Origin of the sequence: Methanomethylovorans hollandica DSM 15978 (genome assembly GCF_000328665.1) — an archaeon.
GTDB classification, from domain to species: domain Archaea; phylum Halobacteriota; class Methanosarcinia; order Methanosarcinales; family Methanosarcinaceae; genus Methanomethylovorans; species Methanomethylovorans hollandica.
On the sequence record NC_019977.1, the window covers coordinates 1,179,189 to 1,193,230 of the forward strand.

The 14,042-nt window shown below is 41.7% G+C and carries 16 protein-coding genes and 2 tRNA genes; 11 read left to right on the forward strand and 7 right to left on the reverse strand.

All coding sequences use genetic code 11. From position 1 onward, the window contains the following. Positions 1-31 precede the first annotated feature (31 nt). From METHO_RS05610 to METHO_RS05655, 10 genes are all read left to right on the forward strand, one after another. A complete protein-coding gene (locus tag METHO_RS05610) occupies positions 32-1,492 on the forward strand; it encodes a sulfatase-like hydrolase/transferase (protein WP_015324568.1) in 1,461 nt (486 codons plus the stop codon). A 307-nt stretch (positions 1,493-1,799) separates the two neighbouring features. Further along, a complete protein-coding gene (locus tag METHO_RS05615; protein ID WP_048831068.1) occupies positions 1,800-2,021 on the forward strand; it encodes a sulfurtransferase TusA family protein in 222 nt (73 codons plus the stop codon). Positions 2,022-2,031: 10 nt separating this feature from the next. Then, the gene (locus METHO_RS05620) at positions 2,032-2,451 is read left to right on the forward strand and encodes a DsrE/DsrF/DrsH-like family protein (RefSeq protein WP_015324570.1); all 420 of its coding nucleotides are present in this window, start codon (positions 2,032-2,034) and stop codon (positions 2,449-2,451) included. Between the two features lie 12 nt (positions 2,452-2,463). Beyond that, positions 2,464-3,633: a cysteine desulfurase family protein gene (locus METHO_RS05625; RefSeq protein WP_015324571.1), complete on the forward strand. Its 1,170-nt coding sequence runs from the start codon at positions 2,464-2,466 to the stop codon at positions 3,631-3,633. Positions 3,634-3,642: 9 nt separating this feature from the next. Then, on the forward strand, positions 3,643-4,281 hold the full coding sequence (locus tag METHO_RS05630; RefSeq protein WP_015324572.1) for an iron-sulfur cluster assembly scaffold protein: 639 nt from the start codon (positions 3,643-3,645) through the stop codon (positions 4,279-4,281). A 21-nt stretch (positions 4,282-4,302) separates the two neighbouring features. Continuing rightward, the gene (locus METHO_RS05635) at positions 4,303-4,839 is read left to right on the forward strand and encodes a DUF2284 domain-containing protein (RefSeq protein WP_048831256.1); all 537 of its coding nucleotides are present in this window, start codon (positions 4,303-4,305) and stop codon (positions 4,837-4,839) included. Positions 4,840-4,853: 14 nt separating this feature from the next. After that, positions 4,854-5,570 carry a tetratricopeptide repeat protein gene (locus METHO_RS05640; RefSeq protein WP_015324574.1) on the forward strand — a complete coding sequence of 239 codons (717 nt, stop codon included), beginning with the start codon at positions 4,854-4,856 and terminating at the stop codon, positions 5,568-5,570. Positions 5,571-5,780: 210 nt separating this feature from the next. Beyond that, entirely contained in the window at positions 5,781-5,984 is a 204-nt protein-coding gene (locus METHO_RS05645) for a TRAM domain-containing protein (protein ID WP_015324575.1), read from the forward strand. A 113-nt stretch (positions 5,985-6,097) separates the two neighbouring features. Beyond that, entirely contained in the window at positions 6,098-7,222 is a 1,125-nt protein-coding gene (locus METHO_RS05650; RefSeq protein WP_015324576.1) for a DEAD/DEAH box helicase, read from the forward strand. Between the two features lie 307 nt (positions 7,223-7,529). Next, positions 7,530-7,784, forward strand: a complete 255-nt coding sequence (locus tag METHO_RS05655; protein WP_015324577.1) for a hypothetical protein — start codon at positions 7,530-7,532, stop codon at positions 7,782-7,784. 339 nt (positions 7,785-8,123) lie between these two features. Here METHO_RS05655 and METHO_RS05660 read toward each other — a convergent pair. The 5 genes from METHO_RS05660 to METHO_RS05680 all read right to left on the reverse strand — a co-directional run bounded on the left by METHO_RS05660 (position 8,124) and on the right by METHO_RS05680 (position 11,574). Further along, positions 8,124-8,198: transfer RNA gene (locus METHO_RS05660), tRNA-Ile, on the reverse strand. 22 nt (positions 8,199-8,220) lie between these two features. Beyond that, a tRNA-Asn gene (locus METHO_RS05665) sits at positions 8,221-8,293 on the reverse strand. Positions 8,294-8,498: 205 nt separating this feature from the next. After that, positions 8,499-9,542, reverse strand: a complete 1,044-nt coding sequence (gene amrS / locus METHO_RS05670; protein ID WP_015324578.1) for an AmmeMemoRadiSam system radical SAM enzyme — start codon at positions 9,540-9,542, stop codon at positions 8,499-8,501. A 137-nt stretch (positions 9,543-9,679) separates the two neighbouring features. Further along, positions 9,680-9,982, reverse strand: coding sequence for a Dabb family protein (locus tag METHO_RS05675; protein ID WP_015324579.1), 303 nt, complete (start codon positions 9,980-9,982; stop codon positions 9,680-9,682). Positions 9,983-10,053: 71 nt separating this feature from the next. Beyond that, a complete protein-coding gene (locus tag METHO_RS05680; protein ID WP_048831069.1) occupies positions 10,054-11,574 on the reverse strand; it encodes a lipopolysaccharide biosynthesis protein in 1,521 nt (506 codons plus the stop codon). A 653-nt stretch (positions 11,575-12,227) separates the two neighbouring features. Here METHO_RS05680 and METHO_RS05685 point away from each other — a divergent pair. After that, a complete protein-coding gene (locus METHO_RS05685) occupies positions 12,228-12,593 on the forward strand; it encodes a VOC family protein (protein ID WP_015324581.1) in 366 nt (121 codons plus the stop codon). 157 nt (positions 12,594-12,750) lie between these two features. On the opposite strand, the gene METHO_RS05690 is transcribed toward METHO_RS05685, so the two are convergent. Together METHO_RS05690 and METHO_RS05695 are read right to left on the reverse strand one after the other, a co-directional pair. Beyond that, positions 12,751-13,686 carry a S16 family serine protease gene (locus METHO_RS05690; protein ID WP_015324582.1) on the reverse strand — a complete coding sequence of 312 codons (936 nt, stop codon included), beginning with the start codon at positions 13,684-13,686 and terminating at the stop codon, positions 12,751-12,753. Between the two features lie 24 nt (positions 13,687-13,710). Beyond that, positions 13,711-14,034 (reverse strand): hypothetical protein, encoded by a 324-nt coding sequence (locus tag METHO_RS05695; RefSeq protein ID WP_015324583.1) that lies wholly within the window; start codon positions 14,032-14,034, stop codon positions 13,711-13,713. Between the last annotated feature and the right edge of the window lie 8 nt (positions 14,035-14,042).

Here is a 14,042-nt window from a genome sequence, read left to right on the forward strand (position 1 = left end):
TTTATTATATTAAACAGTTTATTAAAACTTCATGGTCAACTCAATAACAGTACCGATCAATAAAAACAAAATTACATCCTGCTTTTTTTTGTTCGTACTTTCCATCTATTGTATTTTGTCGGTGGTGCCTGCAACTGCATACACTGAGGTCATGGTCAATCCTGTTAATACTCCCTCAGGCCTGGTCATTGTGATCGTGGATGGATTAGGTTCACCATACATCTATCCAGAACATATACCACATTCCCTCGACGGTGAGTCTCTGGAAGTACCAGTTTTCTACAATATATCAATGTTAGGTGCGACAGGAACTAAAGTATCGGCCGTCAGGGCACCACAAACATATACAGAGGCAGGTCATTCTGTACTTGTTACAGGTGATCCAAAAGCACTTTCGAATACTGTAAAACTACCAATGTCCACAATATATGACATTGCCCGTGAATATAATTATCTGGCATTTGGAATTATGGAAAAAGGAGATTCTGCCAGTATGTGTGACGAACATGATGTAATAGTTCACGACTCTGCCAATTCCATGAAAGCCCCGGAAATGGTAGTAAAATCGTCACCAACTGCCTCATATAACACAGTTTGCATGGAAATTAAAGAGATCATGGAAGAGCAAGCCATGAAACTGCCTGCCCAGCTGCAGGAATCAAAACAGTCTTCCCAGGAAAGATATGACACATATGACAGATGGGCTTTGAGCACAGCCGCACAGGTTGTTGAATGTATGGCTGAAGAGGCCCCTGATCAGAAATATATCCTGACAGTAAATGTCGGAGCTGTCGATGCTGCAGGCCATTACAGAAAATATGATGGCTACATAAAGACCATCGAGGGACTGGACAAGGATATTATGTCACTGTACCAGACATGCACAGAAAACAATATTGCATTCATATTTACAGCAGACCACGGGATGGGTTTTACATCATCTGACAGCAAAGGAGGACATCAGTCGGATACTTATTCAGGCATGGATGAAACTCAGATGGTACCTTTTATAGTACATGCACCAGATGTGCCCGCAAAAGTGATCTATGAGGAATATGGACAACAAGACATTGCTCCCACGGTGCTGAACATACTCAACCTTCCTAACGGATTAAAGAAGTCCATTGGCTCCCAGATACCTTTAAAGGCGCATACGACCCTGGGTGTGCGCAGCCAGTCTGTAGGTACTGTTGAACTCTGGGCAGAGGAAAAATTGATGACAAGTTCCTCCAATGATGATAACTATCTATTTATCGGACTTGACAGAGATAAAAAATACACTGTCAAGTATATACCAGTTAGCAAGAAATCTCAGATATTGTTGCAGGAAATCGAGCCAGGTTCAGATCAGCTTGTCGTTATCAGTATGGATATTTCCGGCCAGGAAAAGACAGATTACTGGAAGCCTAGGTATATAATAGGAGCTTGCGTAATCCTATTGATCAATATAGTCGGATTGCTGTATATCATAAGTATACTGAAAGAGCAATAACACTAGTACGTCGGCATCAATGTCTGGTATTGGGTAAAGATTACTCGAAGTGGGCAGTATGCCTGAATACCTTGCAAAACTGTTAGAACTATGTCGGTAATGGAAAACATCCTGATCCTTGAAAAACCTGTGATGCACCTTTGGTTACCGTGCATGGTAGTGTGATTTGCAAGGCAACAAATATACGTGTTTGGAGAAAGAAGTGAAAAGTACCAACTTATAGAAATGACCGTGTTTGCTTTATGAACTGTTTTATTCATGATAAAGTCTATTAACAATTGTGAACATACTATAATGGGGTGATAACATATCTACAGTAGAGATAGATGTGAGAGGTCAGACGTGCCCGGTGCCACTTGTTGAATGCCGCAAAGCCCTTCGAAAAGCCTCTCCAGGGGACGAGGTGGTGGTAATAGGCACACATCCGGCATCAAAGAAGGAAATTCCCATGGCATGCGAGTCTCTTGGTCTTGATGTCCTGGCAGTGGAAGAAAAAGGCGATGAATGGAAGATCAGGATACGCAGGTAGGTTTGATCATATGGGGAATAAAGCTGTAATTGTGGTCCATAGCGGGGATATGGATAAGATATATAGTGCTTTGATCATAGGGAATGGTGCACTTTCCATGGGCCTTGAGTCATCCCTATATTTTACTTTCTGGGGTTTGCAACGACTAAAGAAAGGGGGTCTTGAAGCTGGCCCGCTTTCAAAGATGCACATGTTGGGGCTCGGCAAATGGATGGTAAAGAAAAGAATGACCAAAGCCAATGTAGTTTCCCTGGAAAAGCTTATGCAGGATTATAAGGAGCTGGGTGGTCGGATCATCGCCTGTGAGATGACCATGGAGATAATGGGCATTAAGAAAGAAGACCTGCGTACGGATTGGATCGATGAGTACGGGGCGGTAGGTACATACATACACGAAGCAAAAGATGCCAGTATCACTCTTTTCATTTGAAGGAGATAGAATATGTTCGACAAGATAACTTATCTGGACAACGCAGCCAGCACTCGTCTGGATGAACGTGTCCTGGAAGCTATGAAGCCTTATTTCTTCGATACTTATGCAGTGGCAACCTCAGAGTTTGGCTATTCCATGGGCATAGATGCAAAGGAAGGACTCATGGATGCCAGAGGATCAATAGCGAAAACCCTTGGTGCATCGGAAGAAGAACTTGTGTTCACTTCTGGAGAAACGGAATCCAGCAACATGGCAATTAAAGGTGTTGCAGCTGCCCTCAGGAAGAAAAAGGGCTCACACATAATAGTATCCCGTATAGAGGACTTTCCGGTGCTCAATACAGCAAAGAGCCTGGAAAGGCAAGGATACAAAGTAGACTATCTGAATGTGGATAGCGAGGGAACTGTGGATCTTGACCAGCTTGGCAGCCTTATAAATAAAGAAACTGCATTAGTATCCATCCAGCATGCAAATCAGGAAATAGGTACATTACAGGACATCAAGGCGATCGCAGACATCTGCAACGAAAAAGATGTACTTCTGCATACTGATGCGACACATACTTTTACCCGGGTGCCGCTGGACGTGAGCAAGATCCCTGTGGACCTGGTGACAATATCTGCACATACTATACACGGTCCAAGGGGAGTTGGTGCCCTCTATGTACGTGAAGGCACACCTTTGGAAAAATGGATGGACGGAGGCTACCAGGAATTAAACCGTAGAGCTGGTCTGGAAAATATCCCGGGTGCTGTGGGATTTGCAAAGGCTGTGGAGCTTGTAACGCCTGAAGAAAATGCATCTCTTGCCAGGATGCGGGACCACACGATAAGCAAGGCTCTGGAAGACATTCCCCATGTTACGCTCAACGGTAGTCGCAATGATCGCACACCACAGAATGCCAATCTCACATTCCATTATGTAGAAGGAGAATCCATGACACTGCATCTGGATATGCGAGGCTTTGCGGTGAGCACTGGTTCTGCATGTTTCAGCAGATCATTGGAAGCCAGCCACGTGATCCTGGGTATAGGCGGTGATCATGAAAGGGCACATGGTTCTCTGAGATTCACTTTTGGCAGGTATAACACTATGGAAGATGTGGATGCTATCCTCGGTGCCCTGAAGGAGATCGTGGAAAAACTTAGAGAGATAAGTCCGTTATATGCTAAAAAATGAGGTGACAGTATGAAGTTTCCTTATACTGAGAAAGTATTAGAACATTTCCGCAATCCTAAGAACGTGGGAAAGCTGGAGGATGCAGATGGAAAAGGCCTGGAAGGCAGCCCTGCCTGCGGAGATATGGTTGCAGTCTATCTGAAAGTGGATCCTAAGACTACGGTGATAGATGATATAAAGTTCGAATCCTATGGATGCGCCTCCAATATCGCCACTGCATCTATTATTACCGAAATGGCAAAAGGAAAGACCATAGCTGATGCAAAGAAGATCACATGGCAGGAGGCCACTGATGAACTGGGAGGCTTGCCCCCCGTAAAAAGGCATTGCTCGGTGCTGGCAGTGGAGGGTTTGAGATCTGCGATACGAGACTATGAGGAAAAGCACGGTCTGGTAAGTGAGCAGGAACCAACCACTGAAGAGGTTGTAAGAAGCAGGCTTAAGCATGTCATGAATCCCATGGCAGGGCTTGATATAGTTCGTACGGAACTGGTTACCAAGATCGAGGTTAAGGAAGGTATTGTCCGGGTTGTCCTTGATCTGCCTTCCAACCATCAGTTCGCAAATGCCATAAAGGAGGATCTCGTAGAAAAACTGGAAGCACTGTGGGATGTCAAAGAGGTAAAGGTGGTCTTTACCGAAGGCTAAGACAAAGGATACGGTATGCCCATGAATGAAAAGCAGGAAATGATTATTAGAAGAGCTCTGGAACTCGGATTAAGAGCATATCCTGTAAAAACAGCGGGTATACCCGTGGAAAACAGGGCACGAATAAAGTGTGAATATGGGTGCAGAGGTTATGGCAAACGCTTAAGCTGCCCTCCCCATATCATGGATATCGATGAGTTCAGAAAGATCCTTCTTGAATACGATAAGGCCCTGCTGCTGATCGGAGAGCATGATATGTCCCATGAACCCGATATTTTTAGGGCATGGTCTCATTTGCGCAAGGAATCTTTTCATAAAATGCTGGAGCTGGAATACCTTGCCTTCAGGGAAGGTTTTACCTATGCTCAGTTGCTGCGGCCGGGTGCATGCAATGAGTGTGATGTGTGCGCCGAACAATGCAGAAAGCCGGAATTGCGCAGATTCCCCCCGGAAGCTGTTGGTATCAACGTGGGAAAGATCATGGACACAGTAGGTGAAACTTTTGTTTTTTGCGATCCTTCTGACATTAAGTGTGTTGGGATCCTGCTCATAGAATAAGGATATCTTGAGAAATGAACTCAAAAGAAACTCTCAAAAAGGAAACTGCGGCTGTTTCTAATAGATATGTACTGATGGGAGACAAAGAAACAGATCCAGAGAAAAAAGAGCACTATTACAGACTGGCTCTTGAAGTGGAACCAAAAAATGTATCTGCTCTCAATAAAATGGGCCTTTTCTCCTATCAGAACGGAAAGCTCCGGGAAGCTATCCGGTTCTTTGATGCCGTGATCGGCTCCGGGAAAGTGCAGAACCTGTATCCGATCTATTTCAATAAAAGTATGGTCTTGAAAGAATTGAAGGAATACGAGGCTGCACTTAATTATATTAATAAAGCCTTGAAATTCGATCCCCAAAACCTGCAGGCTGAAGTAATAAAAAAAGAACTTCAGGATATAGTTGATGAAAAGTACAGACGGCAGGATGAAAGAGAGAAACAGGCTGCATATAGTACTACTTTTAAAAAAGAGAAGAGATACAGTTCCTGGGACCCTCCCACTATATCCATACTTGCGCACATGATATATTACAAGGATTGGCATCTATACAAACATCGCAGGAACTTTGAGATCACCGTTACACAGAGGGAAAAGATAGCTTCCAAGCTTGCAAGTAAGGAATTCTGTTGTGGGAAATGTAATTTTTACAGAAACAACAGTACGTGCAAAAAGAAAAAAAATATACAGGTAGATACGCAAGCTATCTGCAAAGCTTTTCAGCCCGGGAATTAATTGGTTTATATATTGCTGACAGCTAGTTTTTCTACGGGTTGGTGCCAACAATTATATATAGTATAAACTCAACTTATGATTGCTTTAAGATAGAAACTGTTTAGATAAACGTATTGGCCTTAAATAGTGTTACTTTTCCGTATATACTGTTTTTCCGTTATGTTTTCATTATAGTTGGGTCTTTTAAGCTAATATAAGGACGTGAAATATTTGTTCGGAAATGAACCAACTGCCCCAGTGGATGCTGGAAAGGAATATGAAGTAAAGATAGAGGACATCGCAAGAGAGGGAGATGGCATTGCCAGAGTTAGTGGTTTTGTTATTTTCGTGCCCGGTACTTCCGTAGGCGATGAAGTGACTATAAAGGTCACAAAGGTAATGCGCAAGTTCGCATTTGCCGAAGTCAGCAACTAAGTTGTATTTTTCAAGGTGGGATGGAGCATTATCATCTCCTCTCATCTTTCTTATTATCTGTTTTTGAAACATGAAAAACGTAATTGTGCGATTAGCACACAGGAATTTTTAGCATGGATAAAATTACATTTAACGATCTGAATTTATCTTCAGATATCAAGAAAGCAATTGAACACATGGGATTCTTACATCCTACTCCCATACAGATACAGGCCATTCCTCATATACTTGAAGGAAAGGACATCATAGGTCAGGCAGAAACAGGCACAGGTAAGACCGCAGCATTTGGAATACCTGCACTGGAAATGGTGGATATCACACAAAAGAGAGTACAAGTCCTTGTACTTTGCCCAACAAGAGAACTTGCAAACCAGGTTGCTGAAGAGATAAACCTGCTTTCAAGATATAAGGATATAAAGGTCCAATCTATATATGGCGGTCAATCCATTGAAAGGCAGATCCGGACTTTAAAGAAAGGAGTTCATATGGTCATAGGTACTCCGGGAAGAGTAATGGATCATCTTCAGCGTAACACGCTCAAACTTGACAACTTAAAAATGCTTGTGCTGGATGAAGCGGACAAGATGCTGGATATGGGATTCCGAGAGGATATAGAAGTTATTCTGACCAGAGCTCCTGAAAGAAGACAAACGATCCTCTTTTCTGCAACTATGCCAAAGCCCATTATGAAACTAACAACACAGTATCAGCATGAACCTTTGTTAATTAAGACCCAGCAGAAGAACATCAATGTTCCTCAGATAGAACAGTTCTATTTTAACACAAAGGGTAGATCAAAGCACGATATCCTGTGCCGTGTCATAGATAACTATGAAATGAAGTCTTCTCTTGTATTCTGCAACACCAAAAAAGGTGTGGATGAACTGGTAGGTACTCTCAGAAGAAGAGGATACCTGGCTGATGGGCTTCATGGAGATATGGGGCAGAGGCAAAGGGATGAAGTAATGTCTGGTTTCAGGAACGGAACTATAGAAACTCTTGTGGCTACAGATGTGGCTTCCCGAGGTATAGATGTGAAGAACATCGAAGCTGTGTTCAATTATGATATTCCACAGGATACCGAATCCTATATTCATAGAATTGGCAGGACCGGAAGGGCCGGAAAAGAAGGGAGAGCCTTTACATTCGCTGCCAGCAGGGAAGTATACAGGATCAAGAATATACAAAAGTATACCAATACTGTGATCCGCTGCAAGGAACTGCCGGCTATCCAGTAGAACAGTCAAAAGCGCATCGGCGATAGAATATCCCTTGGAAAAGGTCAAGGGATATTTAACATCCAGAACTTTTTTTATCGAATGCTTCAGATGATCAGACCTGAAACCAATACGAGGGCAACGATCATGAGCAGGTAAGTGGCCAGAACGATAGCTACTCTCTTTAAGCGTTTTTTACTTTGCATACCTACCACAAATAAAACCACTATATACCAATATATATGTCTTTCTAATATGCTCAATGGCCTGAATTAAAGACATCCATCAAACCGTAAAGTAGAAAAAATAATGGCAGTATGTACACAATATGAGTGGGGTTACTATCGAATATGATGAATGGCTCAATGCGCTTTTAGATGTGTATAGATTTCGTATTTCTATTCTGAATGAACATCTTAGTTCAATGCCCGTCAAAACAAAAGAAAATGGATCTCAATGCCACCAATTGGAGTGCCAATTGCTCGCACTTAAGGAAATCTTTTCTGAGCTTGAAGCACGTGGAACACAGGGAAGAACAACAATAGAAAATGATGCAGATCAGTCTAAAATTACCTTGACGTGATCAGATGCAAAGATTGTAGACCTTTGATGCTCTTCTGCCAGATGAAAAGTCACAACCTGTCTGAATATTTTAGTGCTTATACTACTGATTTTGCCCAATCTGCGGCTCTTTAGTAATGTAAAAGATCAGTCTGGGAAAAAAAGAGATTCCCGTATAGGGTATTCTTGCTAATTTATGCCCTCGATCCATGTTGGTTGGTAACAGGTTTTATACTCAGTGGATATGTGAATGATCTAAAGGGACCTGTGGAGAAAAGTCAATCACACATAATACATGGGTTTATTTAAATAGAATATCTTTAAAAGCAGCAATCGCCTTGAAACCCATAATGTGCTTCAATGGGCCTGACCGGATTTGAACCGGTGGCCGCCCGGTTATGAGCCGGGCGCTCTAACCTGACTAAGCTACAGGCCCACCACGTAAAAGAGTTTGAAAACGCCGCCAACAGGGCTCGAACCTGTGACATTCTGGTTAACAGCCAGACACTCTACCAACTGAGTTATGGCGGCTTGTATCTGCGCCCTACGCGCGAAACGTCTTAATGCCCTTATTGTTTTTAAACCTTGTGTTCAAGATGCTCTTTTCATTGCCTGATTACTAAGAAAATACGTGTAAATTGAGACTATTAGAAAATATTGTATATATTTAAGTAGAATAGTTTACCTCATCAATATAAGAAAAAAAGAATTTGTCACATATATTGGTTACTACGCCTCAATCTGATTTATGTAAGAATTCATCGTGCGCCACACCAAAAATTGGAATTACTTCTTCACACCTGGGACATGTTCCCTTTGTATTTATATTGTACTCCAGCAAGGAGAATACATTTCTTTTGATCAAAAGCATCCCACACTTCGGACAGTAAGTGTTCTCATAATCATGGCCGGGCATATTCCCTATATAAACAAACCTCATGCCTTCCTCTCTAGCTATGTGGTATGCCTCTTCCAATTTCCGCATAGGCGTGGGGGAGGCATCAGACATACGATATTGAGGATGGAACCGTGTAAAATGTAAAGGTGTATCAGCTCCCAGGTTCCCGTATATCCACCTGACCATGCTCCTTATCTCTTGGGCAGAATCATTGTGACCCGGAATCACAAGGTTCACAACTTCCACATGCATTCCGAGTTCACGGGCAAGCTTTGTCGATTCCAGCACCGGTCCTAGTTTCGCACTGGCAACACTTCTGTAAAACTCCTCTGTAAAAGCTTTGATATCCACCCTGAAAGCATCCAGATATGGAGATATGTGCTCTAGTGCTTCAGCAGTAATATATCCGTTTGTAATATATGCAGTTGCAATACCTGCCTCTTTTGCAAGCCTGGCACAGTCATAAGTATATTCGTACCAGATGGTAGGCTCATTATAGGTCCATGTGATAGTCCTTGCCCCTGTGGTAATTGCCCTCTGCACAGCCTCTGTGGGCGTGATCTCCACTGTACAGGCTTCATCTATCTCTATCTGGGATATAGTCCAGTTCTGACAATGTGCACATCTGAAATTGCATCCGATGGTACCCAGTGAATATGCAAGTGTACCCGGGTAGAAATGGAATAACGGTTTCTTTTCTATCGGATCAACTGCCTCACTGGAAACAGTGTTGTATATCAAAGTGTAAAAAGTGCCATTCCTGTTCTCACGTACCCTGCAAAATCCCCTCTTTCCATGAGCTACAATACACCTGTGACTGCAAACTCTGCAACGGACCTTGTTCCCTTCAAGCTTATCGTAAAGCATAGCTTCCTTGATCATATAAGCCTCCCTGAAATAACATCGGGTTCTAATGACTTAAGCCTTATCAGAGAGGTATCAATGATCCAATTCTGTTATGATCAAGGACAATGTGCCACAGCTGGCAAGCACCATGATTTTACCCAGATTCACTAAGCTCAAATAACATAATCAACTACAAATCGTTCTTCCTTGATCTTGCCAACGATCTGTGCAACCTTTACATGTTCAGGATGTTTCTGATATGTTATCAATGCTTTCTCGTCCTTGAACTTGGAGTATAACACTACATCAAAGGCAGCTTCAGAAGGTATTAAGTTCATTCCTACTTCTATATGTTCGATCTCAGTTATCTTTCCTTTTAAGCCTTCAAGCATTTCCTTCATCATTTTTGCATTTTCTGCCTTTGTTCTTCCCTCTGCATGTTCTTTTAACTTCCACATAACTATATGTTTTAACATGATACTCCCTATACTTTTCAGATATTATAAATCCGGTTGAGATCCCTTCATGAATACTTACTTATCGGACATTATCTTCTCATCCCTGGTATTTTCTGAATGGGACCGAAACGTTTCATAAATTGGTATATTTCGTCATCTGTCCTTATAACATATATATAATACAGCACAATGAACAATCCGGATATGCCCACAATTAAATATTGGTTGATCTCAAAATATTTCAGGATAAAAAGGATTGCTCCAACAGGTGAGAACAGTAGTAGTTCGGATAGAATTATATTTCTTACATGGGACATTTTAACCCTGGAATAAGATAACATCTTGTAACATAAATAACCGTATACAAAAGTTCCTGATAATGCAAAAAGAAACAAAGCCATTCTTGCACTACCCATCATCCCTCCGATAACCAAAGATAATAAACGGGTTATTAAATTAAATATATTGAATTTCAGACCGAATTGCTGTTTTTCCATGACCACATATATTGAACTAAGTGGATGGGACAGGAACCATACAAAAGCCCATATGCTCAGGATCTGAGCGTAAACGCCGGCTTCAGCCCATGAACTACCGAAAATTACGCTAAATACATCACTTCCTACAAATGCAAGTGTCAATATAGGGAACAATCCAACTATTACAAGCACTTTGAAAACAGTTTCAACGAGGGTATCCAGACCACCCTGAGAATTGGCAACAGATGCCCTTTGAAAGAAAACCTGGCTCAGAGAGCTACCTATAAAACTCATTGGCATCTGTAGAATTCTAAAACCAATGGAATAGAAGCCGACTACTGCAGGAGAAAAATAAAAAGCTAACAGAAAAGCAGGAAGCTGCCAGGAGATACTGTTCAATAGAGCTGACCATGTATCTATCAAAGGGAATTTCTTATACCTTTTCAAACCCTGTATGAACTTTTGTGGATGAAGGTTCGCTCTTATAAAGTTTTTATCATCTCTCCAGATCTGTCCTCCCAGGGTTAGAGTTGAAATTATATTTCCCACAAGATTGCCAACTATCAGGCCTCCAGTAAGCGGATATCGTATAAGACCGGAAACAATCTGTGTTCCTGTTGTCGAAAGGGAGCGGGAGACCTGGGCAAAAGAAAGTCTCTTGAAATGCTTTGTTCTGGAGTTCCAGTAGTTTAAAGCCTGAAATATCCCGTTGACAAAAATAAATAGTGGTATCATCCACAGATAATCGCCGAGCTGGGGAGAATTCAGCATCAAAGCTATTTCATTTTTAAAAAAGTATATTGGCAGAATGGTTATAGCTGTTATGACAAAAACGATCGATAAGCTCAATCCCAAAAGATTTACCGCTTCTTCATCAGAATCCGGGAGCATTATAGAAAACTCATATCTCAGGCAGGCGATGATCCCAAGGATCATTGTAATTGAGATCAATAAAGCCCAGGTACCAAACTCTTCAGGGGTATACAGTCTTGCAAGTACAGGAGAAGCCAGTATGGTCACTATCTGGGCAAAGGTCGTTCCGCCCACAAGTGTTAGTACATCTGCTGCAAAACTTTTTTTCTTTTTAACTGGTAAAGAAACATCACTATGGAGCAGGTTTGAACTTTTCATGAGCATACCCGAAAGTATTATTTTTTATGAACATCGAATTTTAACAACAGTTGAGCCCCATAAAGGCTTTTTCCGTTAATATACCTATCTATAAAAATCGGTCTGTAAAAAACCTGTTATTTATTGGAAGCATTCAAATAAATAATTTATAAGTGCTATTACGATAATGCTATCAGCAGAACACAGTATTGACAATTTTCAAATAACGGTGTCTTTAGAAATCCTCTATATTTTGTTACTTATTTCTTCATTTTCGTACAACATATACTTCAAAAAAACATACATTAGAGAGATGAACACTCAGGGCATAAAGGCACTTGGAGTCGGCACAGTAAAGAATTGGAGGGATAATAATTCCATTATCGATAGTGCTGCTCTTCACTTTTATTATATCTTACACTGCCGGATGTTGAGCTTGTCTGAGGTGCATAGTAATAGGTTCCACTATGAATGCTCTTCTGATAACCATCGGGAAATATACAGTTGTATTCTACATGGCACATAGTAATCTGACATGGGTCTCCATGGGAGCAGAATGCATTAAAGTGTATTCACAATACTTGTCAAAGTCTTGCGGACCATGATACTTATAGGAAGCTGAAAAAACCATAAACTTAAATCCTTGTCTTCAGAGTATTATATGAAGTGGTTCCATGCCAACAATAGTGCATCTGGATATTCCGGCAGATGATCCGGAAAGAGCTAGTAAGTTCTATTCAAGACTTTTTGACTGGAACATTGAACTGAATCCTGAATTCGAATATTATATGGTGCATACACAAGGCCTTGATGGTACTGATGGTCCGGGGGGAGGCATAGGAAAGCGACAGGGTGATCAGAAAATTACAGCATATATAGGGGTTCCTTCGGTAGATGAATATATCACAAAAGTGGAGTCATTGGGAGGAAAGACCGTTGCTCCCAAGATCGCTGTGCCAGGAATGGGGTACCTTGCAGTATGCCTGGATACGGAGAATAATACTTTTGGACTATGGGAAGACAATGCAGATGCCAAATGAAGAAGTTACAGAGACTTTGCTTTAGTTTTTTAAATTGTCTTCCTTTTCTTTTCTCTTGTGACAGAAGATATCTGTAACTATCAAGGCATTGCTGGCGGCTCTCTATAATGTTAATCCTGATATCTATTTCGCTTTGATACAGATCCGTGGAACAATGTCAATTAATCTCTACAGCATATCTTATTATGTCATGGATAGAATCCACATATTCCACACGGATCCCTATAGTCTCCTCAATATGTGTTTTGGCATCGATGATCTCCGGCCTCCTTTCTATAATAGAAAAGCCACCGATGTTCTTTTCTACATAGCTGTATTGTACAAGTCTCCTGTTCTCTCGTGGTAACAGGAACAGTTCCTTACCATTATCTTTTGCAGCCTCTGCTTTTTCCACTATGCCTCCAACTGCACCTACATTACCATACTGATCGATGGTACCGGTCATGGTGACACTATCATTCAATTGTTCATTTTTAAGGGCTGAGATCATGAGCAATGTCATCAATGCACCGGCACTGGGTCCGTCCACTGAAGGCACTTCATCAGCAGCAGTTATGCTGAATATCGTATCGCTGGCCATCAGATTTGAATTTGTGATGTTCTGTGCCAGGAAAACAGCAGTATTGGCTGCATCCTGGAACACCACGCCCATAAGCGGTTTAGTTTCCACCAGTACCCTGCCTTTTCCCGGATCTATCTCAACGGATATGTCCATCATTGATCCTTTTTCGATTACTGTCTGTCTGATGAAAGGTCCATCAATATATTCTTCAATGCTCTGGTACACAGCAGGAGCCTGCAGGCTGGCAGTTCCTTCATACCCATCAGATGAAAGACCCATACTGTATTCTATTTCGTTCAATCGCTGCCTATAATAGTCTATCTGAGAGGCATACGACTGAAGAGAAACATTGTCCTGGCTTATTTGCGCATTAAGAATCTCGTTCTCTGCTTCAAGGGAATTGATACTGTCCTGTAATATTCGTACCTGCTCATCCTGTACGGGTTGTTGTAATGCCAACAAGTAGAGATTTGCAGTGAGCGAAATGATCAGCAGAAAGATACATACCTTATGTTTCGTGGCATAAGTCATTATAATACCAGAAAAACACTATCACTATACGTATTTTAGATGTATGCCATCGTGGCAGTACATGCTTAGCTCTATTTTGATCTGCTGAATAATGTCACAGCAGTACCTATCCAGGATTCGGAACTTGTCTTTTAGGATGTGACACAGCTCTGTTTTTGTGATACCATCATAGACATACCCGGACAGCTCCCTAAGCACATCCTTTGCCAGCTCTGAAGCGGTGCAGGCATCCATTACCTGCACATCTATAATCTCTGATTCTGCGTTTGCTGGCCTAACAGATTCTTGTATCAGCAGATCCAGGCAGACCTGATCTCCACACGCGGGGCATTTTGTTTTGATATACACTTGATCTT

Coding starts and splice junctions, on each gene's coding strand:
- METHO_RS05610 (WP_015324568.1), top strand. CDS start 32: ATGGTCAACTCAATAACAGTACCGATCAATAAAAACAAAATTACATCC.
- METHO_RS05620 (WP_015324570.1), top strand. CDS start 2,032: ATGGGGAATAAAGCTGTAATTGTGGTCCATAGCGGGGATATGGATAAG.
- METHO_RS05625 (WP_015324571.1), top strand. CDS start 2,464: ATGTTCGACAAGATAACTTATCTGGACAACGCAGCCAGCACTCGTCTG.
- METHO_RS05630 (WP_015324572.1), top strand. CDS start 3,643: ATGAAGTTTCCTTATACTGAGAAAGTATTAGAACATTTCCGCAATCCT.
- METHO_RS05635 (WP_048831256.1), top strand. CDS start 4,303: ATGAATGAAAAGCAGGAAATGATTATTAGAAGAGCTCTGGAACTCGGA.
- METHO_RS05640 (WP_015324574.1), top strand. CDS start 4,854: ATGAACTCAAAAGAAACTCTCAAAAAGGAAACTGCGGCTGTTTCTAAT.
- METHO_RS05650 (WP_015324576.1), top strand. CDS start 6,098: ATGGATAAAATTACATTTAACGATCTGAATTTATCTTCAGATATCAAG.
- METHO_RS05655 (WP_015324577.1), top strand. CDS start 7,530: ATGAGTGGGGTTACTATCGAATATGATGAATGGCTCAATGCGCTTTTA.
- amrS (WP_015324578.1), bottom strand. CDS start 9,542: ATGATCAAGGAAGCTATGCTTTACGATAAGCTTGAAGGGAACAAGGTC.
- METHO_RS05675 (WP_015324579.1), bottom strand. CDS start 9,982: ATGTTAAAACATATAGTTATGTGGAAGTTAAAAGAACATGCAGAGGGA.
- METHO_RS05680 (WP_048831069.1), bottom strand. CDS start 11,574: ATGAAAAGTTCAAACCTGCTCCATAGTGATGTTTCTTTACCAGTTAAA.
- METHO_RS05685 (WP_015324581.1), top strand. CDS start 12,228: ATGCCAACAATAGTGCATCTGGATATTCCGGCAGATGATCCGGAAAGA.
- METHO_RS05690 (WP_015324582.1), bottom strand. CDS start 13,686: ATGACTTATGCCACGAAACATAAGGTATGTATCTTTCTGCTGATCATT.